At 64.6% G+C, this 19,932-nt stretch carries 19 protein-coding genes and 1 pseudogene; 8 read left to right on the top strand and 12 right to left on the bottom strand.

Annotated elements, in window-relative coordinates; all coding sequences use genetic code 11:
* Positions 1-2: 2 nt before the first annotated feature.
* From ACVMIM_RS25980 to ACVMIM_RS26000, 5 genes are all read right to left on the bottom strand, one after another.
* Complete coding sequence (locus tag ACVMIM_RS25980) at positions 3-1,061, bottom strand: ABC transporter permease (protein ID WP_476115365.1); 1,059 nt, start codon at positions 1,059-1,061, stop codon at positions 3-5.
* Complete coding sequence (locus ACVMIM_RS25985; RefSeq protein ID WP_476115366.1) at positions 1,058-1,849, bottom strand: ATP-binding cassette domain-containing protein; 792 nt, start codon at positions 1,847-1,849, stop codon at positions 1,058-1,060. Before ACVMIM_RS25985 ends, ACVMIM_RS25980 begins: the two co-directional genes overlap by 4 nt.
* An 86-nt stretch (positions 1,850-1,935) precedes the next feature.
* On the bottom strand, positions 1,936-2,949 hold the full coding sequence (locus ACVMIM_RS25990) for a substrate-binding domain-containing protein (protein WP_040995751.1): 1,014 nt from the start codon (positions 2,947-2,949) through the stop codon (positions 1,936-1,938).
* Between the two features lie 83 nt (positions 2,950-3,032).
* Positions 3,033-3,941 carry a sugar phosphate isomerase/epimerase family protein gene (locus ACVMIM_RS25995; RefSeq protein ID WP_476115368.1) on the bottom strand — a complete coding sequence of 303 codons (909 nt, stop codon included), beginning with the start codon at positions 3,939-3,941 and terminating at the stop codon, positions 3,033-3,035.
* Positions 3,938-4,969, bottom strand: coding sequence for a Gfo/Idh/MocA family protein (locus ACVMIM_RS26000; protein WP_476115369.1), 1,032 nt, complete (start codon positions 4,967-4,969; stop codon positions 3,938-3,940). The genes ACVMIM_RS25995 and ACVMIM_RS26000 overlap by 4 nt, the downstream gene beginning before the upstream one ends.
* Before the next feature lie 196 nt (positions 4,970-5,165).
* Here ACVMIM_RS26000 and ACVMIM_RS26005 point away from each other — a divergent pair, with 196 nt between their 5' ends.
* The 3 genes and pseudogenes from ACVMIM_RS26005 (at position 5,166) to ACVMIM_RS26015 (ending at position 9,531) form a co-directional block, all read left to right on the top strand.
* Positions 5,166-6,191, top strand: a complete 1,026-nt coding sequence (locus tag ACVMIM_RS26005; protein ID WP_476115370.1) for a LacI family DNA-binding transcriptional regulator — start codon at positions 5,166-5,168, stop codon at positions 6,189-6,191.
* 287 nt (positions 6,192-6,478) lie between these two features.
* Positions 6,479-7,959, top strand: a pseudogene (locus ACVMIM_RS26010) (esterase-like activity of phytase family protein).
* A 105-nt stretch (positions 7,960-8,064) separates the two neighbouring features.
* Positions 8,065-9,531, top strand: a complete 1,467-nt coding sequence (locus tag ACVMIM_RS26015; RefSeq protein ID WP_476115372.1) for an MATE family efflux transporter — start codon at positions 8,065-8,067, stop codon at positions 9,529-9,531.
* Between the two features lie 110 nt (positions 9,532-9,641).
* Here the strand turns inward: ACVMIM_RS26015 and ACVMIM_RS26020 are convergent, their stop codons facing one another.
* Entirely contained in the window at positions 9,642-10,850 is a 1,209-nt protein-coding gene (locus tag ACVMIM_RS26020; RefSeq protein WP_476115373.1) for an MFS transporter, read from the bottom strand.
* Between the two features lie 138 nt (positions 10,851-10,988).
* Between ACVMIM_RS26020 and ACVMIM_RS26025 the strand changes: the two genes are divergently transcribed.
* A complete protein-coding gene (locus tag ACVMIM_RS26025; RefSeq protein WP_476115374.1) occupies positions 10,989-11,564 on the top strand; it encodes a TMEM175 family protein in 576 nt (191 codons plus the stop codon).
* A gap of 4 nt (positions 11,565-11,568) precedes the next feature.
* Here ACVMIM_RS26025 and ACVMIM_RS26030 read toward each other — a convergent pair whose 3' ends face one another.
* Positions 11,569-11,850: a hypothetical protein gene (locus ACVMIM_RS26030; RefSeq protein WP_476115375.1), complete on the bottom strand. Its 282-nt coding sequence runs from the start codon at positions 11,848-11,850 to the stop codon at positions 11,569-11,571.
* Between the two features lie 242 nt (positions 11,851-12,092).
* Between ACVMIM_RS26030 and ACVMIM_RS26035 the strand changes: the two genes are divergently transcribed.
* A complete protein-coding gene (locus ACVMIM_RS26035; RefSeq protein WP_476115377.1) occupies positions 12,093-12,959 on the top strand; it encodes an SDR family NAD(P)-dependent oxidoreductase in 867 nt (288 codons plus the stop codon).
* A gap of 8 nt (positions 12,960-12,967) precedes the next feature.
* On the opposite strand, the gene ACVMIM_RS26040 is transcribed toward ACVMIM_RS26035, so the two are convergent.
* From ACVMIM_RS26040 to ACVMIM_RS26050, 3 genes are all read right to left on the bottom strand, one after another.
* Positions 12,968-13,459, bottom strand: coding sequence for a low affinity iron permease family protein (locus ACVMIM_RS26040; RefSeq protein WP_476115379.1), 492 nt, complete (start codon positions 13,457-13,459; stop codon positions 12,968-12,970).
* Between the two features lie 326 nt (positions 13,460-13,785).
* Positions 13,786-14,427: a DapH/DapD/GlmU-related protein gene (locus tag ACVMIM_RS26045; RefSeq protein WP_476115380.1), complete on the bottom strand. Its 642-nt coding sequence runs from the start codon at positions 14,425-14,427 to the stop codon at positions 13,786-13,788.
* Positions 14,428-14,497: 70 nt separating this feature from the next.
* Complete coding sequence (locus ACVMIM_RS26050; protein ID WP_476117366.1) at positions 14,498-14,926, bottom strand: CreA family protein; 429 nt, start codon at positions 14,924-14,926, stop codon at positions 14,498-14,500.
* 237 nt (positions 14,927-15,163) lie between these two features.
* Here ACVMIM_RS26050 and ACVMIM_RS26055 point away from each other — a divergent pair, with 237 nt between their 5' ends.
* The 3 genes from ACVMIM_RS26055 (at position 15,164) to ACVMIM_RS26065 (ending at position 18,643) form a co-directional block, all read left to right on the top strand.
* On the top strand, positions 15,164-15,748 hold the full coding sequence (locus ACVMIM_RS26055; protein ID WP_476115381.1) for an SCO family protein: 585 nt from the start codon (positions 15,164-15,166) through the stop codon (positions 15,746-15,748).
* Positions 15,749-15,827: 79 nt separating this feature from the next.
* Positions 15,828-16,700 carry a 50S ribosomal protein L11 methyltransferase gene (locus ACVMIM_RS26060; protein ID WP_476115383.1) on the top strand — a complete coding sequence of 291 codons (873 nt, stop codon included), beginning with the start codon at positions 15,828-15,830 and terminating at the stop codon, positions 16,698-16,700.
* Between the two features lie 98 nt (positions 16,701-16,798).
* Positions 16,799-18,643 (top strand): aminopeptidase P family protein, encoded by a 1,845-nt coding sequence (locus tag ACVMIM_RS26065; protein ID WP_476115384.1) that lies wholly within the window; start codon positions 16,799-16,801, stop codon positions 18,641-18,643.
* A gap of 211 nt (positions 18,644-18,854) precedes the next feature.
* On the opposite strand, the gene ACVMIM_RS26070 is transcribed toward ACVMIM_RS26065, so the two are convergent.
* A complete protein-coding gene (locus ACVMIM_RS26070; protein ID WP_278048163.1) occupies positions 18,855-19,151 on the bottom strand; it encodes an AzlD family protein in 297 nt (98 codons plus the stop codon).
* Positions 19,148-19,876, bottom strand: a complete 729-nt coding sequence (locus ACVMIM_RS26075; RefSeq protein WP_476115385.1) for an AzlC family ABC transporter permease — start codon at positions 19,874-19,876, stop codon at positions 19,148-19,150. Before ACVMIM_RS26075 ends, ACVMIM_RS26070 begins: the two co-directional genes overlap by 4 nt.
* Between the last annotated feature and the right edge of the window lie 56 nt (positions 19,877-19,932).

The raw sequence follows: 19,932 nt of genomic DNA on the forward strand, positions 1-19,932 counted from the left end.
CCTCACCTGTACCTTGCCTGGTTCCACTTATGGCCGAGCAGCGACAGGATGATGATCAGCCCGTTGAAGAACTGCACGTAGAAGCCGCTGAGACCCGCCGCCACCACGCCGGTCTGGATGAATGAGACGGTGACCGCGCCGATTGCGCCGCCGACGACGGTGCCGATGCCGCCCCAGGTCGGCGTGCCGCCGACGAACACCGAGGCCAGCACCGGCAAGAGATAACCGTCGCCCGCCGTCGGCCACCAGGTGAAATTGATCATCACCGAGAAGGTGCCGGCGATGGCAGCACCGATGCCGGTGAAGACGAACACTTTCACCCGCACGCGCTTGACGTCGATGCCCATCTGCCTGGCGCTGTCCGGATTGTCGCCGACCACCTTCACCTGCGCGCCGAAGCGGTGCCGGTTGTAGAGCAATGCCGAGAAGACGACGAAGGCGATCGCCCAGAATATCTGCACCGGGATGCCCATGAACTGGCTGGAGAAGATCTTGTAGGCTGCGCTGTCGGCAAGGCCGGTCAGCGCCGTCGACTTGCCCTCGTTGATGATCTGGATCAGGCCGCGCAGCAGGAAGTTCATGCCGAGCGTGGCGATCAGCGACGATAGCCCGCCATAGACGACCAGCGATCCGACCAGGAAGCCGAGCAGCGTGCCGGTGACGAGCGCTGCCGCGATGCCGAGGAACGGATCGTAGCCGGCCTGCACGGCGATCGCGAAGACCCATGAGGCGAAGCCCATGGTGGCCGGGAACGACAGGTCGATCTCGCCGCAGGTGACAACGAAGACCAGCGGCACAACCACGAACAGCGCCACGGGAAGCGTCGTCAGCACCGAACTGTAGAGATACCAGGTGGTAAAGACGGTCGGGTTGGCGATCATGAACACCGCCATCATGACGATGAACACCGCGAGCGTGCCGAGCGCCGCACGGTTGTCGAGCACGAAGCCGCGCAGCCAATTCTCGGAGGGATGGCTCCACTCCTTGGCCGATTCCTTGGCTGTCGGGCCGCTTGCTCTTCCGAGAGGCGTCTGCAGATCGGGTTCCATGGCCTTGCTCATTGCGCTCTCTGCTCCGCGTCCTCATGCAGCCCCGGCAAGCCGTCGGGATGCGCGATATCTTCCATGAAGTCGATGAGGTCGTCGGCCGACTTGACCTCGCTGCGGTCGGCCGTCAGCGCCACCTTGCCGCGGTCGAGCACGACGAAGCGGTCGGCGATATCGAAGACATGGTGGATGTTGTGGCCGATGAATAGGATCGAGCGGCCGCTCGCCCGCACCTGGCGCACGAAGTGGAAGACTTTTGCCGTCTCTGTCAGCGACAGCGCCGTCGTCGGCTCGTCGAGGATGATCAGTTCCGCCTGCTTGTAGATGGCGCGCGCGATCGCCACGCCCTGGCGCTCGCCGCCGGAAAGCTGGCCGACGATGGAATGCGGCGTGAACACTTTCGAGGTGAAGCCGATCTCGCGCATCAGCCGGCTCGCCTCCTCGATCTCCTTACTGACCTTCAGCCAGCCCATGAAGCCGGTGAGTTCGCGGCCCATGAAGATGTTGCGCACGATCGTCTGCTGCACGGCCAAAGCCCGGTCCTGGAACACGGTCTCGATGCCGGCCTCGCGCGAGCGCGCCGCGCTCCATCCGCTGACGGCTTTGCCGCGCACCAGGATCTCGCCGCTGGTCGGCTTGACCACGCCGGACAAGATCTTGATCAGCGTCGACTTGCCGGCGCCATTGTCGCCGATCAGCCCGACCACCTCGCCGCGGTCGACGCTGAGATTGACGCCGCCCAGCGCATAGACCTGGCCATAGGATTTCTTGATGTCGCGCAGTTCGATGATGCGTTCGCCCATGCGATCCTCGCTTGAACTGTCTGTCTGCCGGCCGCTTGCCGGTGGCCCAGCCGGCCGGGCATATTCCCGGCCGGCAGTCTGGGAGGTTAGCGCAGCGCCTGCTTGGCGAGCTCCGAGACGACCTGATAATTTTCAGGCGTGACGAAACCGGCGCCGGTGTCGACATTCATCGGCGCCAGTCCGAGCACCACCTGCTGGCAGAGGCTGAGGATCGGCAGATAGCCCTGCAGGAATGGCTGCTGGTCGGCCGTCAGTTGCACCCAGCCGCCCTTGAAACCCTCGACGATCTGCGGGCTGGTGTCGAAGCCGAAGTTGAAGATGTCGCCCGGCTTCCGGCCCGCCGCCTGCATATAGGTCGCGACATTGCCCAGCATCTGGCCGCCCGGATAGCCGACTGCCTTGACGTCGGGGTGGTTGAGCAGCGCCGCCGTGATCACCGGGATGGCGAGGTTCGGATCGGACGCCCATTCGCCGCTCGGCGGCGAGGACAGCTGGATCACCTCCACGCCCGCCTCCTTCAGGGCCGCGACCGTGCCGCGTTCGCGCGCGCCGCGGTTCTCGTTCTCGAACGGGCCGATCATGATCGCCTTGTCGCCGGCCTTGAGCTTGCCGAGCTTGAACGCTTCGGCGCCGAGCGCGCGGCCCTGCTGCTCCTGCTGCGCGCCGACATAGCCGCCGCCGAACGCTTCCACCACCTTCGGCACCGGCACATTCTGGTACATCATCTTGATGCCGTCCTTATGCGCCTGCTCGGCCAGCGGCATGATCGCGGCGTCGCCCGGATGGCCCATCATGGCGATGCCCTGGGGCTTGACCGCGACCGCCTCGCGCAATTGCTGCACCATCTTCTCGACATCCCACTGCGAGAAGATGTAGTCGACCTTCGGCCCGAGATCGGCGGCCGCCTGCTTGGCGCCATTATAGACGATGGTGCCGAAGGCATCGCCCTCGGCGCCACCGACGAAGAATCGGATATGCACGTCCTTGCACCATTGCGCGTCGAGCGCTCGTGCCGGCAAGGTGGAGATCGAGGCGCAGAGCGCCGCGGCGGCCGCCACAACGGTCGAGCGCAGAACAGTCCTTCTGGTTGTCATGCTCATGCACGTTCCTCCCTTTTGTTCCCTCGCGATCAAGGGTTTTCGACAATGATTTGGCTCGGCCGGCTCCTCCCGCCGACCGTTACTCAAGTCGGATTGGGCAGGTAGCTGTTCCCTCCCCGGCATTGCTTCAGATAATCCAGCGCCCGCGCCTGCCCGGTGATCTCGAGGTCGCCGCGATAGACCGGGTCATGCCAGCCCTCGATGTCGATGGCGCCCTTGTAACCGGCCAGCCGCAACTCGCTGATCACCCGCGTCCAGTCGCTGTCGCCGAAACCCGGCGTGCGCATCTGCACGAAAGGCAGGCGCCCGAACACGCCATGCTCGCGGATCACGTCCCAGCGCACGGTCGCGTCCTTGCCGTGGACATGGAAGATGCGCGGCGCCCATTTGCGGATCTGCGGGATTGGGTCGATGAGATAAACGAGCTGGTGGCAGGGCTCCCATTCGAGCCCGAGATTGTCGTTTGGCAACTCGTTGAACATCAGCTCCCAGGCGTCCGGGTTATGCGCGATGTTCCAGTCGCCGCTCGCCCAATTGCCGTCCATGGCGCAGTTCTCGAAGGCGATGCGCACGCCCTTGTCAGCCGCGCGCCTGGCCAGCGGCCCCCAGACCTCGCGGAAGCGCGGCAGGCTGTCCGTCAGCTTCTTGCCGCGGATGCGGCCGGTGAAGCCGCTGACCAACGAAGTGCCGAACAGATGCGCGTTGTCGATAACCGTCTCCCAGGCCGCGAGCACGCCGCGATCGACCTCGCCGCCTTCCAGCGGATTGCCGAAAACGCCGATCGACGACACCGACACATCGGCATCGCCGATCGCTTCGCGGATTTCGCCCGCCAGGCGCTTCAGGTCCTTGCCGCCCAGCGTCTGCCAGAAGAAGGGCTGGATGCTCTCGAAGCCGAGCGGCAGGATTTGCCTGACATAGGCCGCCGGATCGTCGAGATTGGCCCGCACCATGGTGCCGATCCTGATGTCGAGAAGCGGGTTTGGCATCATTGTGCTTCCTTAGCGATTGCCACGCGCCGCCCGCTCTCCGCGCTTTCGATCGCGCCGAAGACCATGGCCAGGCTTTTGATGTTGTCGGCGCCGCGGGTCTCCGGCTCTGTGCCGGTTTCGATCGCGCGCATGAAATCCTGGATGATGCCGAGATGTCCACCCACCCGATCGGCAGGGTCGAGCGCCGGCACCTCGATGGCTTGCGTCTTGTCGATGATCCCGTCGCGGCCGGTCGCAACCACTTCGGCCTTCAGCCCGTCATGGCCGTCCCACAACAGGCTGCCGCGCTCGGCGACGATGCGCCAGCTGCCTTCCCAACTGGTGCGGAAGCCATCGGCGCACCAGGAGCCGGCATAGGTGAAGACCTTGCCGCCGCCGAGGTCGAAGACGGCGCTTGCCGACGAGCCCTGCCGGTACCACGAATTGGCCGGCTCCCATTCCTGGCAATAGACGCTGGCCGGCTCGCCGGCGACCATGTAGCGAGCGGCGTCGAAGGTGTGGATCGCCATGTCGAGCAAAAGCACGTGGTGCATCTCCTCGCGAAAGCCGCCGAAATGCGGCGCGATGAAAAACTCGGCATGGATGCTGGTCGGCTTGCCGATGGCACCCGAGTCCAGGAAGCGCCTGATGCGCCTGACATTGGCGACATAGCGCCGGTTCTGAACGACGGCGTGGACGCGACCTGCACCACGCGCCGCTTCGACGATGGCACGCGCGTTCTCGGGGCTGTCGGCCAGCGGCTTTTCGGTGAGCAGATGGCAATGATGGGCAAAGGCCGAAAGCGCGACCTCGCGGCGGGCTGCCGGGACCACGACATCGAATACGGCGTCGGGCTTCGTCTCATCGAGAACGGCGTCGAGGCTGGTGCCTATCACTGCATTGGAGAGCTCGTACTCGCGCGCCCTCGCCTTCGCTCGCTCGGCATCGAGGTCGACAAGGCCGGCAATGGCAAGCCCGTCGATCCGCCTTGCGGCATCGAGCCAGTGCTTGCTCATGGCTCCGCACCCGACCAGGACGACCTTCATCATCCAGCGCTCCTCCTCGGCTCGGCCCCTCCAGGCCGAGTGTCACGGCATCAACGGCATCACCGTAAACGTTTTTCCGTAAACGTTTACGAGAACACACCCGATGGCTTAGAATGTCAATCGGCTGCGCGCAAAAATCGTCCCGAAGCCTTGGCCTGAGCGGCAGCCGGTGCTAGCCAAGGCAGGGGGAGAACCGTCCTTGGCGTCCAGCATCCACGACCTTGCGCGTCATTTGAACATCTCGATCGGTACCGTATCGCGGGCGCTGAACGGCCGCGCCGACGTCAGTGCAGACACGCGCCAGCGCGTCCTGGAAGCGGCAAGGGCGCTGAATTATTCGCCAAACCAATCCGGCCGCAGCCTGAGGCAAGGCGCCACCCATTCGATCGCCTTCATGCTGCAGCCGCATCCGGGTGACCAGCAATATGGCGAACCCTTCTTCATCCCGTTTCTGACCGGCCTGCAGGCGCGACTGGCTGAAAGCGGGCTCGACCTGATCGTGGTCATGGGCGCGCCGGGCGACTATCAGCAGGAGCGCCTGCGCCGCGTCGTCGAGACCCGCCGCGCCGACGCGGTGGTACTGGCCTGGACGCGCCGCGAGGACGAACGCATCGACTACCTGACCGAGAGAGGCTTTCCCTTCGCAACGCTCGGCCGCAGCCGCTCGGGCGGCAAGGCCTACCCTTCCCTCGACCTCGATTTCGAGAAGGCGGGCAGCGATGCGGTCGACAGGCTGGTCGCGCGCGGCCACCGCCGCATCGCCGCCATTCGCCCGGCGCTCAACCTCAATTTCGGCTATCTCTTTCTAGACGGCTATCGCAAGGCGCTGAAGCGGCACGGCATCGAGGTCGATCCCGGCCTGATCGCCGACGGCTTCATCAACGAGGCTGGCGGCTACCAGGTGACGCCGCGCGTGATGGTCTCCAAGGACCGGCCGACGGCCATCATCTTTAACAATGACGCGATGGCGCTCGGCGGCTGCAAGGCGCTGGCTGAGATGGGCATCCGGCCCGGTCACGACATCGCGGTGACCGTCATCGTCGACACCCCGCTCTGCCGCTATTTCTCGCCCGCGCTGACCGCCTTCCGTCCGGCATTGGAGCCGATGGGCCGGAGGCTGGCCGAGATGCTGCTCGCCGCCCTTCCCGCCTTCGCCGGCCCCGAAGGCACGCGCATCATCCGCGAGGTCTGGCCGCTGGAGCTGGTCGCAAGAGAGAGCGATTGAGGCGGAAGCGCCTTCCCTTCTCCCCTATGGGAGAAGGTGGATCGGCGCGTTAGCGCCGAGACGGATGAGGGGTGTTCCAGCGGAGTGAGACGTCAGCTTTCCCTGGAGCACCCCTCATCCGGCCGCTTCGCGGCCACCTTCCCCCAAAAGGGGGAAGGTGAGTCCCAGCCTGTCACGCAACCATCACGTTCACGTCCTAGACCGCTCGACGGCAAGGGCAGGCCGCAGCGTCGATGCCGCGCCCTTTTGAGCCAATGGCCGCTCTGCTCGTCAAGAAGGGGATATCGATGAAACACCTCAACCGAACCGTCGCGCTCGGCGCGGCGCTTGCTCTGTTCACCGCCATGACGCCGGCGCTCGCCGATGGCGTCGCCTATGTCAACAAGGGGCTTGTCGGCGTCGGCCGCATTCCGGCCAGCCAGAAGGACAAGTTTGGCGAGACTTTCGGTTCGGGTTCCGGCATGGCGATCGACACCAAGTCCTGGGCCCGCGACGGCGAGGGCTACAAGGGTTCGCTCTGGCTGCTGCCGGATCGCGGCTACAACGTCGTCGGCACCACCGATTATCGCCCGCGCCTCAACACCATCTCGATCGAACTGACCCCGACCGCCCCCGGCGCGGCGCCCGCCACCGGACAGGAACAGACCGGCGTCAAGGCGACGCTCGCCGACACCATGCTTCTGACCGACGATAAGGGCGCCGATGCGACCGGACTCGATCCGCTCAACGGCGTGCGCGAAGCCGCCGGCGACATGCCGATCCTGCCGCAAGCCGAAAACGGCAAGCTGGCGCTGGACGACGAGGCGATCGTGCGCCTGCCCGACGGCACCATGTTCATCTCCGACGAATATGGTCCGAACATCTACCGCTTCTCGGCCGAGGGCCGGCTGATGTCGGCGACGCAGCCGCCGGCGGCGCTGGTGCCGATGCGCCACGGCAAGCCGAACTTCGCTTCAGACAACCCCGGCCCGGGCGCGGCCGAGCCAGATCCGAAGGATCCGGAGACCGGCCGCCAGAACAACCAGGGCCTCGAAGGCATGTCGATGACGCCGGACGGCAAGTTCCTGATCGCCGTGCTGCAGTCGGCGGCCCGCCAGGACGGCGGCGATTCCGGTTCGACCCGCCAGAACACCCGTGCGCTGGTCTATGACGCCTCCGATCTCGCCCATCTCAAGCTGGCGCATGAATATGTCGTGCCGCTGCCGGTGTTCAAGGACGCCAAGGGCAAGACCAAGGTCGCCGCGCAGAGCGAGATCGTCGCGCTCTCCGCAAGAGCTTCCTGATGCTGGCGCGCGACTCGGGCAACGGCCAGGGTCTGAAGGACGCCGAGTCGGTCTACCGCAAGATCGAGATCGTCGATCTCTCCGCCGCGACCGATATCGCAAACGGTCCGTTCGATGCCGCCGACAAGCCGGTTGCGCCGAAGGGCGTTGTCGATCCGTCGGTGACGCCGGCCAAGCTGACCCCGTTCATCGACATCAATGACAAGGGCGAGCTCGGCCGCTTCGGCCTGCACAATGGCGCGCCGAACGACAAGAACAACCTCTCGGAGAAATGGGAAGCGATGTCGCTGGCCTCGGTGCTCGACCCGAAGCTGCCCGATGACTATTTCCTGTTCGTCGCCAACGACAACGACTTCCTCACCCAGGACGGCTTCCAGGTCGGCGCGCCCTATAAAGCCGAGGACGGCGCCGACGTCGACACCACCTTCCTGGTCTATCAGGTCACCCTCCCGGGACTGTCTGGGAACAGCCTCGCCGCGAACTAGTTCTGCTCCGGTCGTGCCGAACGGCATGTGACCGAGCGCGGAAGGGATGCATGAGCGTTAGGCCCGCGATAGCATCGCGGGCCTGATTCATTTTCGGTGCCCGTTATGGATGACGACAAGCCCGCTCGAAGGCGGACCCACGACCTGACCAGCGGCCCCATCCCGCGCACGCTGCTTCTGTTCGCGCTTCCGGTGCTGGGCTCCAACGTGCTGCAGTCGCTCAATGGCTCGATCAACGCGGTCTGGGTCGGCCGCTTCCTCGGCGAGGCGGCGCTGACGGCGACCTCCAACGCCAATCTTGTGCTGTTCCTCATCCTCGGCACCGTCTTCGGCATCGGCATGGCGGCGACCATCCTGGTGGCGCAGTCGGTCGGCGCCCGCGATCTGCCCGAGGCGAAGCGCATCGTCGGCACCAGCGCCACCTTCTTCTTCCTCGTCTCGGTGCTGTTCGCCGTCTGCGGCTGGATTTGGATCGACGCCATCCTGACCGGGCTCGGCACGCCGGCCGATGCCTTGCCGCTGGCACGCGCCTATCTGCGCATCATCTTCGTCGCCGTGCCGACGATGAATCTCCTGTCTTTCGTTATGACCGTGCTGCGTGGCGCCGGCGATTCGCGAACCCCATTCTTCTTCATGGCGCTGGCGGTCGTGCTCGACGTCGTGCTCAATCCCCTGCTGATCCGCGGCATCGGCCCTTTCCCCGCGCTCGGCATCGCGGGCTCGGCGGCGTCGACGCTGATAGGCCAGACGGTCAGCGTGATCGCCATCCTGATCGTGCTCTATGCGCGCCGGCACCCGCTGCGGCTGGCGGGTAGCGATCTCGCCTTGCTCAGGCCCGATCCGGCGCTGCTGCGCATCGTCGTCTTCAAGGGCGTTCCGATGGGCCTGCAGATGATCGTCATCTCCGCGGCCGCGCTCACCGTGATGGGCATCGTCAACTCCTATGGCTCCCAGGTCGCGGCCGCTTACGGCATCGCCGCCCAGCTCTGGACCTATATCCAGATGCCGGCTCTCGCGATCGGCGCCGCCGTCTCCTCCATGGCCGCTCAGAATGTCGGCGCCGGCCGCTGGGACCGCATCGGCAAGGTCGCGGCCTCGGGCGTCGGCTTCAACCTTGTGCTGACCGGCGCGCTGGTGGCGCTGCTTTTCGCCTTCGACCGCCCGGTGCTCAGCCTTTTTCTCAGCAATGACAGCACCGCGATCGACATCGCCGCTCATATCAACAAGGTGGCGTCCTGGTCCTTCATCCTGTTCGGAATCACCATCGTACTGTTCGCCACGGTGCGCGCCACCGGCGCCGTCATGCCGCCGCTCATCATCCTGATCATCTCGGTGTTGATCATTCGCACCGGCTTTGCCTATTCCATGCGCAGCGTCATCGGCCAGGAGGCGCTGTGGTGGAGCTTTCCGGCCGGCTCCATTGCTTCGCTGGTGCTGGCCGCAGCCTACTATCGCTTCGGCCGCTGGCGCACGATGCATACGATCGACGACCGGCCGGCGGCAGGCGAGCCGCCCGATACGGGGCTCGGCGTGCCGCGCCAGCGCGCGCAACTCCTGCCGGAAGCCGAATAGCTATAGCAATTCCAGGAAAAGTGCGCAGCGGTTTTCCGTCCGGAATTGCGCGAAAACAAAGAGTTAGAGCGGTTTCGCGATTCTATCAAAACGCTGAACCGCTCTAAGACCTACCGCGCGTATTTGGCGCCAAAGCCAAGCGCCACCAGCGAGAAGACGATGATCATGCCCGCAAAGGCCACGCTTGCCACGGTGGCGTTGGCCAGGCTCGACAGGACGCCGATGCCGATCACCGGCAGCGCGTTGCCGCAGAAGCAGCAGATGAAGAAAGCCGAGACCACCTCGGCGCGACGGTCGGCCGGCGCGATCTGGTTCACCACCTGCAGGCCGCCGCGATAGCCGAGCGCCGCCGCCATGCCGCAGACCGCCGTCGCCTCGATCATCAAGGCCATCGAGGCATAGACCTGCGCGGCCACGACCAGCGCCACGGCCGGGATCATCAGCGCCAGCGCGGCAAGCATGGTGGAGCGGGCGGACAACCACGCGGTGCCGACAATCGTCACTGCCGCCACGATCGACAATTCGAAGAACAGGCCGCCGGCCTCGGCGTGATTGGTTGCATGGAGCTGTTGCGCCAGGATGCTCGGCGCCAGCGCCGCGTAGAAACCGACCAGCGCCATGGCGCCGAACCCGGTCACCGCGGGCGCGACGAATTGCGCGCGGATATCGTCGGGCACCGAAAGCCGTGGCCGCAGCGAGACATCCGACAGCCGCCCCGAATTGGAGACCGTTTCCTGCGTGCGCCAGATCAGCACGGTCGCCAGCGCAAGCAGCACGAGGTAGACGGCAAATGTCAGCCTGAGCGGCCAGGGCGCATATTGGGCGAGCAGCCCCGCCATGAGCGCGCCAACCCCGAGACCGATGAAGTTGGTGCTGGTGGCGATGACGGCGGCGCGCGACTTGTCCTTGCCTTCGATCAGTTCGGCAAGCCAGGCGGTGCCCGCTCCCGCGCCGACGCCGATGCCGAGGCCGCTCAGAATGCGGGCGATGTCGAGCCAGGCGAGATTTTCGGCGAAGAGGAAAAACAACGCGCTGACCACGGCAACACCCATCGCGGCGAGCGCGGCGGGGCGGCGTCCGACGACATCCGACACCCGGCCGAAAAACAGCAGCGCCGCCAGGTTGCCGACGACGTAGACGGCATAAACCAACGTAAGCGTGATCTGCGAGAAGCCGAAGGCCTGCTTGTAGATCACGTAAAGCGGCGTCAGCGCGGTGCTGCCGGCGAACAGCGCGGCGATCATGGCCGCGACAGCGGTCATCGCGGCGCCCCCGCCAAGTTCATTGTCACGCGTCAGGGTTTGAGCGTAGCTGGTCATGGCGAACTCCGAGGGTTGCAAGCCCAACGCCTATGTAATGGCGCCGTTCCAACCAGCGAACGCCCTCCTGACAGTTCTGGCAGGATGGTCAGCCGCTGTATCCTCCCGTAACGTCAATCAATCTGTGAGGGAGGAATCATGGGCAAGGGACGCGTCGAGGCATTCACCGATGGCGTCGTCGCCATCATCATCACCATCATGGTGCTGGAGTTGAAAGTGCCGCATGGCAAGGATTTTTCAGCCCTTTTGCCGCAGTGGCCGATCTTCTTCTGCTACGTGCTCTCCTTCATCAATGTCGGCATCTACTGGAACAATCTGCACAACATGTTCCACACGGTGCAGCGCGTCGACGGGCGCGTGCTCTGGGCCAACCTGAACCTTCTGTTCTGGCTTTCGCTGATGCCGGTGACCACCGCCTTCATGGGCGAAAACGAATTCGCTCCGGCGCCCGTGGCGGTTTACGGCATCGACCTCGCGCTTTGCGCCATCGCCTATACCATCCTGGTTATCAAGCTGCGCCATCTGCACGGCGCCGACACGACCTTTGCCAAGGCGGTGGGCCACGACAACAAAGGCAAGGTCTCGCTGGCGCTCTACATCGCCGCCATCCTGCTCAGCTTCTTCAACCAGTGGATCAGCGTGGCGATCTATGTGCTTGTAGCGGCCATCTGGTTTGCACCCGACAGGCGCTTCGAGAGACTGATCGAAAAATAGAAATTTACTTGCGCATCGCCTTGAGCTTCTCGGCCGCCGAGGCGGCAAGGTCGGCATAGCGCTCCTCCAGCCGCTCGGCCGCCTTGATGATCGGGAAGTCGTGGCCGAATTTCTCCAGCGCCAGCCGCAGCTTCTCGGCGAAATCCGCCTGGTTCTCCAGCGCCGCGAACAGTGTTTTCACCTGCGCCTCGCTAATATCGGGATTGGCGAGCATCTTCGGCACCTCGCGGGCCATCTGGTCGCCATTGGCGGTCTGCTCTTTCAGGATTCCGATCCAATCGGTCAAATACCGGGCTCCTTTTTCCGGACAGCATGCGCGGCAGACGCAGCGATGGTCAACCCGTCGCGACTGCAAGTCGTCAACTCATTGCGACTGTAAGTCGTCAACCCGTTGCGACTGTAAGTCGTCAACCCGTTGCGACTGTAAGTCGTCAACCCGTTGCGACTGTAAGTCGTCAACCTGTTGCGGCTATTGCCTCGGCGGCGTCCGGCGTTAAGTTCGGCCCGACCCGAACAAGGATGGAAATCATGACCAGCGACACCGAAATCCAGACCGCCCTGCCCGCTTTCGCCTCCGGCAATGTCGCCGTCATCACAGGCGGCGCCAGCGGCATCGGCCTTGCCGCCGCGAAACGGTTCGCCGGGCTGGGTATGAAGACGGTTCTTGCCGACATCGGCGGCGTTCGCCTCGATCAGGCCAAACAGGCGGTCGCTGCGATCGCCGGCGACGATGCCGTCCTTCCGATTCCCACCGACGTATCCAAGGCCGAGGAGGTCGACCGGCTGGCGGAGCTCGCTTACGGCGCCTTCGGCGCGGTGTCGGTGCTGATGAACAATGCCGGGGTCGGCAACAATCCGGGCAAGCCCTGGGAGAACCGCGACGCCTGGAAGCGGCTGCTGGACATCAATTTCTGGGGCGTCGTGCATGGCGTCGAGGCCTTCGCGCCGCGCATGCTCGCCGCCGGGAAGCCGGGTCTCATCATCAACACCGGCTCCAAGCAGGGGATCACCACCCCGCCCGGCAATCTCGCCTACAACGTCTCCAAGGCCGGCGTGAAGACTTTTACCGAAGGGCTGGCGCATGCGCTCCGAAACGAACCTGGCGCGAAAGTGTCGGCGCATCTGCTGATCCCCGGCTTCACCTATACCGGCCTGACCGAGGGCGCGACGGAAAAGCCGGCTGGCGCCTGGACCGGGGAGCAGGTGATCGACTTCATGCTGGCATCGCTGATCGACAACGACTTCTACATTCTCTGCCCCGACAACGAGGTGGCGCGGCCGATCGACGAAAAACGGATGGCCTGGGCGATGGGCGACATCATCGAAAACCGCCCTGCCCTCTCGCGCTGGCACCCGGAGCATAAGGATGCGTTCGCGGCCTTCATGAACCGCTGACGGCCGTCTCAAGCCGCCGCTTTCTTCTTGGAGGCGCTCTTCCCGGCCGCGGTCTTCTTTGTGGCCGCGCCGGCGGTCTTGGGCGCATGCTTGGTGCCGTTCTTTCCGGCAACGGCCTTGGCGGCCTTTTCGGCGATCTCGCGGTCGTGCCGTTTTGCCGCCGCCTCGCATTTCGAGCGGATTTCCTCGACTTCGGATTCCGTCAAATGTTCGATGCCGATGAAATGATTGTGGGCGCGGCTGACCCTGATCAATTCGTCCAGCTTGGCCTGGATCGCCGCGCCGTCGCGATTCTGCGTGTTCTGGATCAGGAAAACCATCAGGAAGGTGACGATGGTGGTGCCTGTGTTGATGACCAGTTGCCAGGTGTCGGAAAACCCGAACATCGGGCCGCTCAACGCCCATGCAACCACGATCAGCACGCAGATGGCAAAGGTAGCCGGCAGGCCGGCCAGATGCGCGACCTGGTTGGCTATCCGCGTAAAAGCTTTCTCGATCATGCAAGTCCCTCGAACCGTGGATGCGCAGGCATTTGCCAAGAAACAAGCTGCCGCCCGCTCCGGTTCCCAGGGACCTAAGTTTCATGTCTGGGCGCGGTTGCAATCGGCTACACGCAGAAAGCGCTGCTTCGCGAAAAAACACCTTATCTGTTGTTTGCGATAGTGCCGGTGCAGGCCGAAAGCCTGTTCCTTCCGCTTCACGGCGGTTTACCTCCAAGCCCCTTCCGCTGCGCCACCCCCGCATGGCGGAAGGGGCAGCACTTCCCGGCAGCGAAGCGTAGCATCAAGACAGCGCCGTCATGCGTTCGACGGCGTTCACCTGTGTGTCAGAGAGTGTTGTCTTCCCAGCGATCGAGAAATGCCTCGATCGGCATAGTCTGCATGTCGGGGATTGCGCTCGCCAGTTTCTCGGGCGCCCAGTCCCACCAGGCGAGGGCTTCGACGCGCGCCGCGACTGTGGCGGAGAAGCGCCGGCGCAGCGGCTTTGCCGGAACCCCGGCCACGATCGTGTAGGGCGCGACGTCGTGCGTCACAACCGCATTGGCGCCAATGACGGCGCCATTGCCGATCGCGACGCCCGGCATGACGACCGCGCCATGGCCGATCCAGACATCGTGGCCGACATTGACCGATTTTGCCTGTCGGCGCGCACGGAATTCGGTGTCGACGCCCAGCCAGCGGAAATACTCGTTCGGCCGGTAGCTGACCTTGTGCTGCGTCAGCCGCTCGATCGGATGCTCGAGCGCGTTGATGCGGCTGTTGGCGGCGATCGAGCAGAACTTGCCGATCGTCGTGTAGATCGCCTCGGAATGACGTTCGAAATAGGAAAAGTCGCCGACGCTCACCTCGCGCAGGATCACCCGCTCGCCGATCGAGGCATAGCGGCCGAGCTTGCATCCCTTCAGCTCCGCGGTCGGATGGATACGCGGCTTGGCGTCCTTGAGGACGAGGTTTTCAGGACGGTTCATGAGGCGGCTTTACGCCGGCGGGGATGGCCCCGCAAGCGCGACTTGTCCCCGGCCAAGCCCTGTCGGGAGCCTATCGCGGCTTGCCCTTGGTCCACACCACGTTCTGGCCGTAGAGCGGCACGGTCGTGATCGACATCTTCGCCGAGCCGTTCTGCACCTGGCGCGAATGCGACAGATAGATCAGCGTCTCGTTCTTCTTGTCGTAGATGCGGTTCACCACCTGCTTTTTCCAGATCAGGCTGAGGCCCTGCTTGAAAACCTCCTCGCCGCCCTCGCTCATGTCGATGTCGCCGATGGTGATGGGCCCGGTCTGGCGGCAGGAGATCGAAGAATCGGAAGGATCCTCGAACCAATTGCCCTTGTGCAGCCGGTCGATGATGCTGCGGTCGAAATAGGCGACATGACAGGTGACGCCGTCGACCTTCGGGTCCTTGATCGCGTCGACCATGATGTCGTTGCCGACCCAGTCGACACCCACTTTACCCACTTCGTCAGCCATGGCCGCGCCGGCGCTCAGGGCAAGACAGGCGGCGAACAAGCCGATCAGTTTTCGCAAGGAAGCCTCCTCGGTTCACGTTTTGCCGATGTCAGGTGGGACAGGATCGTGGCGTTTGCAAGCCGATCGGCCCGCCTGGCCGCTTGCGGCAACGCGACATCTTTGCGCGGTCGGCGCCAACCCGTTAAGACTGTCGCCAAACTGGCTTTCAGCCAAAGCAATGGCGACGGACATTCACTGATGATGCGCTCAATCCTGATCGGCATTCTCGTCCTGATGGCGGCGGGCATCGGCTGGCTGACATTCGACTGGTACCGGGGCCATTATGGCGGCGAGCCCTACGGCGCACCCTTCACCCTGGTCGACCAGAAAGGCGCGCCGATCACCGAAGCCGCCTTCAGGGGCCACCCGAGCGTCGTGTTCTTCGGCTTCACCCATTGCCCCGAAGTCTGCCCGACGACCCTGTTCGAACTGGCCGGCTGGCTGAAGACGATGGGCGACAGCGGCAAGAACCTCAACGCCTATTTCGTCACCGTCGATCCGGAGCGTGACACGCCGGAGACGATGAACTCCTATGTCAGCAACTTCTCCGACCGCATCACCGGCATCACCGGCGATCCGGACAAGGTGCACGCCATGGCCAAGGCCTTCGGCATCTATTGGAAGAAGGTCGACACCGGCGACGGCGACTACACGATGGACCACACGGCCTCGGTGCTGCTGCTCAACGCCAAGGGCGATTTCGCCGGCACCATAGCCTATGGCGAGAGCGCCGACGCCGCCATCGCCAAGCTGAAGCGGTTGGCAGCCGGCGGACAAACATGATCCCGAACCGAAGGTCAGCGAAGGCAAAAAGTGGGAACCGGTTTTCGGAAAAGATCATGTTCAAACAAGGGTCTTTCCGATGAGCCAGACCAGGCTCCACCTCACCGCCAACAAGGTCGAGGCCGACCGCATCTTCGCGGCGCTGGACGCCGCCTTCGAGGATGACGGCCTGCCGCTTGCCGTGCTGGAGCTCGACGAGGAAAAAGACATCCACGAAGTGTCGCTCTATGCCGATGGCGACGTCGATCCCGTCGAAGCGCAGGTCAGGGATATCCTCGCCGGTCTCGGCCTGCCGAAGCCTGTCGAGCGCGAGATCCTTCCCGATGTGGACTGGGTGTCGCGGTCGCTGGAAGGCCTGAAGCCGGTGCGCGCCGGCCGCTTCCTCGTCCATGGTTCGCACGACCGCGCCAAGCGCCACGCCGGCGACCTCGCCATCGAGATCGAGGCGGGCCTTGCCTTCGGCACCGGACATCACGGCACCACCGCCGGCTGCCTCGAAATGCTGGAGCAGGTGGTGCTGCGCGAACGGCCGCGCAACGCGCTCGACCTCGGCACCGGCAGCGCGGTGCTTGCGATCGCGCTGGCCAAGCTCGCGCATATCCCCGTGCTGGCGACCGACATCGATCCGGTCGCCGTCCGCGTCGCCGCGGCCAATGCCCGCCTCAACCACGTCAAGGCGCTGGTCGAGACGGTGATGGCGCCGGGCTTCCATCATCCGATCTTCGCCAGGCGCGCGCCTTTCGACCTCATCGTCGCCAACATCCTGGCGCGACCGCTGATGCGGCTGGCGCCCGAAATGGCCAGGCACATGAGGCTCGGCGGCTCGCTTGTGCTCTCCGGCATCCTCGACCGGCAGCGCGACGCGGTGATCTCGGCCTATGTCGGCCAAGCCTTCCGCCACGTGCGTACCTTGCATCGCGAAGGCTGGGTGACCATCCACCTCAAGCGCTAGACGAGATTGCACCCAGCCCAATCTGGCCCTGCCGAAATCGATTCCGGTTTTCAGGATCATGCGCTACGGTCGCCGCGAGCCACTCGAGGGAGCCAGAAATGTTCCAGACCTTTGATTCCGCAGGCGATCCGGCCGTCGGCAAGCCGCGCGTGGCGCTGCTGCGGCAATGGCTGGCTGAGAATGGCCTGGACGGCTTCATGGTGCCGCGCGCGGACGAGCATCAGGGCGAATATGTCGCCGACCGCTCGGCACGGCTTAAGTGGCTGACCGGCTTCTCCGGTTCGGCCGGCATCGCGGTCGTGCTGCGCGACCGCGCCTTCATCTTCGTCGACGGCCGCTACACGCTGCAGGTGCGGGGTGAGGTCGATCTTTCGATCTTTACCGTCGAAAGTCTCATCGACAATCCGCCGGCCAATTGGATCAAGGACAATCTCGGCAAGGGCGCAAGGCTAGGCTTCGACCCTTGGCTGCACACGATCGGCGAGATCAAGGCGCTGAAGGCGTCGGCCGAGCAGTCAGGCGCGACTCTGGTACCGCTCGACAGGAATCCCATCGACATCATCTGGAAGGACCAACCGGAACCGCCGCGCGCGCCCGTCGAGATCCATCCGCAAAACCTTGCCGGAGAGCTGGCGAAGGACAAGCTGGCGCGGCTGGCGAGGGCGATCGAAAAGGATGCCGCCACCCATGCGGTGCTGACCGACCCCTCCTCGATCGCCTGGGCCTTCAACATCCGCGGCGGCGACGTGCCGCATACGCCGCTGGCGCTCGGCTTCGCCATCCTCGCCGCCGACGGCAAGCATCAGCTGTTCATGGACCCGCGCAAATTCTCGCGGCAGGTCGCTGCCTATCTTACCCAGCTTGCCGATCCGCATGATCCGGGCGAATTCGAAGCCGCGATCATTGAGCTCGCCAAGGGTGGTGCGAAAATCGCGCTCGATCCGGTACTGGCTGCGGAGAAGCTGCGCATGCTGGTCGAGGACAACGGCGGCAAGGTCGTCTTAGCGGCCGACCCGGCGCGTATTCCCCGCGCCACCAAGAACCAGGACGAGATCGCCGGCAGCCGCGCCGCGCACCGCCGCGATGGCGCAGCGGTCGCCAAGTTGCTGTGCTGGCTCGACCGCCAGAAGCCCGGCACGCTCGACGAAATCGCCGTCGTCACCAAGCTGGAGGAAGTGCGCCGCCAGACCGGCGAGGAAACGCAGATGCCGCTGCGCGACGTTTCCTTCGACACGATTTCCGGCGCCGGCCCGAATGGCGCGATCATGCATTACCGCGTCTCGCGCGCCACCAGCCGCAAGCTTGAGAGCGGCGAACTGTTCCTGCTCGATTCCGGCGGCCAGTATCAGGACGGCACCACCGACATCACCCGCACCGTGCCGATCGGCCAGCCGACCGAGGAGATGCGCGAGCGCTTCACGCTGGTGCTGAAGGGCATGATCGGCATCTCGACGCTGCGTTTCCCCGCCGGGACGCGCGGCTCGGAGATCGACGCGATTGCCCGCATGGCGCTGTGGAAGCATGGCTGCGACTTCGCCCATGGCACCGGCCATGGCGTCGGCTCCTATCTGGCCGTGCATGAAGGCCCGCAACGCATCGCCCGCACCGGTACCGAAAAACTGCTGGCCGGCATGATGCTGTCCAACGAGCCGGGCTACTACAAGGAAGGCGCCTACGGCATCCGCATCGAGAACCTGATCCTGGTCACGCCGGCGGAGCAGATCGAGGGTGGCGACATCGCGATGCATGGCTTCGAGACGCTGACGCTGGCGCCGATCGACAAACGTCTCATCCGCACCGATCTGCTGCACCGGGACGAGTTGCAGTGGCTCGACCGCTATCACGCCCGGGTGCTGGCCGAGATCGGTCCGATGGTGGACGGCGAGACGCTCGCCTGGCTGGAGAAAGCCACCGCGCCATTGCCGCACGACGCGAAGATCTGATCCTTCGATAGGTCGGCGCTGCCCCTCATTGCCCTGCCGGGCATTTCTCCCAGTAATTGACGGAGAGAAAGGCGCTCTCGCTGATGGTTTCGCCAACTACCAGCGTCGCAGAATGGACGCCGGCGTTGCGGCCAGCCTCTTCTCCCCGTCACGATCGGGGAGAAGGTGCCGGCAGGCGGATGAGGGGCGGCGCCGGCGATTCATGATAAGGCTATCCGACAAACTGCCGCGCGACGATCAACACCGCCGCGCCCGCCAAAAACATCGCCATCAGGCCGCCGCGCAGCGATACCAGAACAGCGACGATTAGAGCCGCCCATTCGGCCGGTCCGGCATGCAGCAGCTCCGGCGCGACGAGGGTCGTTAGCACGGCTGCGGGCACGGCGTTGAGGCCCGCTTCGACGCGCGGATGGATGGTCTCGAAGCGCGAAATGACGAGATGGCCACCAACGCGGGTGAGATAAGTGGCAACGGCGCCAGCCAGGATGATCCAGAAGGTCGTGCTCACGGCCGCTTCCCTATTCCGCTATGATGCGGCGGCAGGATCACCGCCAGCAGTACGCCGGCGATCGCGCCGATCGAGACATGCCAGGGCGAGCCGACGGTTCGATACGCGATGATCGAGGCGATGGCGCTGGCGGCGACGACAGGCGCCCAAAGCGGCCGCTTGCGGAAGCCGAGAACAAGGCCGAGGAAATAGATCGGCAAAAGGAAATCGATACCCAGCGCATGCGTGTCCGGGATCATCTTGCCGAACACGGCGCCCAAGCCGCTTTCGATCACCCAAAACACGTAGACCGGCAGGCCGAGCCCCAGATACCAGACGAAGCCGACGGGACGGCCGGACTCGGCCCTCGCTTCGGCGATGGCGAATTGCGGGTCGGTCAGGATGAAATAGCCGGCTGCCTGCTGCAGCAGCGGCCAATGCGCGATGCGGCGGCCGATGCCGGCCGAATAGAGCACATGGCGGAAATTCACCGCGAAGATCGACAGCACGATCAGCCACGGCGCGACATGCTGGCCGACTAGCTCGATGCCGACCATCTGGCTGGCGCCGCCAAAGATCATGGCGCTCATCAGGAACGCCTCGAGCACCGAGAGGCCATTGTCGACGGCAATCGCGCCGAACAGGATTGCGAATGGCGCCGAGGCGACGACGACCGGCATCGACAATCGCACGCCGTCCCAGAAATCGCCGCCCGTTCTGCCCTCAGAGATCGCTTCCGCTGTCATTAAGCCACTCCTTGAGCGGCCTCATTTAGGAGCGTCGTCCTCAATGTCACACCAAT

Source organism: Mesorhizobium sp. USDA 4413 (genome assembly GCF_056280365.1).

Excerpts from the sequence above, each read along its gene's own strand:
- ACVMIM_RS25980 (WP_476115365.1), bottom strand. The coding sequence starts at position 1,061 with ATGAGCAAGGCCATGGAACCCGATCTGCAGACGCCTCTCGGAAGAGCA.
- ACVMIM_RS25985 (WP_476115366.1), bottom strand. The coding sequence starts at position 1,849 with ATGGGCGAACGCATCATCGAACTGCGCGACATCAAGAAATCCTATGGC.
- ACVMIM_RS25990 (WP_040995751.1), bottom strand. The coding sequence starts at position 2,949 with ATGAGCATGACAACCAGAAGGACTGTTCTGCGCTCGACCGTTGTGGCG.
- ACVMIM_RS25995 (WP_476115368.1), bottom strand. The coding sequence starts at position 3,941 with ATGATGCCAAACCCGCTTCTCGACATCAGGATCGGCACCATGGTGCGG.
- ACVMIM_RS26000 (WP_476115369.1), bottom strand. The coding sequence starts at position 4,969 with ATGATGAAGGTCGTCCTGGTCGGGTGCGGAGCCATGAGCAAGCACTGG.
- ACVMIM_RS26015 (WP_476115372.1), top strand. The coding sequence starts at position 8,065 with ATGGATGACGACAAGCCCGCTCGAAGGCGGACCCACGACCTGACCAGC.
- ACVMIM_RS26020 (WP_476115373.1), bottom strand. The coding sequence starts at position 10,850 with ATGACCAGCTACGCTCAAACCCTGACGCGTGACAATGAACTTGGCGGG.
- ACVMIM_RS26025 (WP_476115374.1), top strand. The coding sequence starts at position 10,989 with ATGGGCAAGGGACGCGTCGAGGCATTCACCGATGGCGTCGTCGCCATC.
- ACVMIM_RS26035 (WP_476115377.1), top strand. The coding sequence starts at position 12,093 with ATGACCAGCGACACCGAAATCCAGACCGCCCTGCCCGCTTTCGCCTCC.
- ACVMIM_RS26040 (WP_476115379.1), bottom strand. The coding sequence starts at position 13,459 with ATGATCGAGAAAGCTTTTACGCGGATAGCCAACCAGGTCGCGCATCTG.
- ACVMIM_RS26045 (WP_476115380.1), bottom strand. The coding sequence starts at position 14,427 with ATGAACCGTCCTGAAAACCTCGTCCTCAAGGACGCCAAGCCGCGTATC.
- ACVMIM_RS26050 (WP_476117366.1), bottom strand. The coding sequence starts at position 14,926 with ATGGCTGACGAAGTGGGTAAAGTGGGTGTCGACTGGGTCGGCAACGAC.
- ACVMIM_RS26055 (WP_476115381.1), top strand. The coding sequence starts at position 15,164 with ATGATGCGCTCAATCCTGATCGGCATTCTCGTCCTGATGGCGGCGGGC.
- ACVMIM_RS26060 (WP_476115383.1), top strand. The coding sequence starts at position 15,828 with ATGAGCCAGACCAGGCTCCACCTCACCGCCAACAAGGTCGAGGCCGAC.
- ACVMIM_RS26065 (WP_476115384.1), top strand. The coding sequence starts at position 16,799 with ATGTTCCAGACCTTTGATTCCGCAGGCGATCCGGCCGTCGGCAAGCCG.
- ACVMIM_RS26075 (WP_476115385.1), bottom strand. The coding sequence starts at position 19,876 with ATGACAGCGGAAGCGATCTCTGAGGGCAGAACGGGCGGCGATTTCTGG.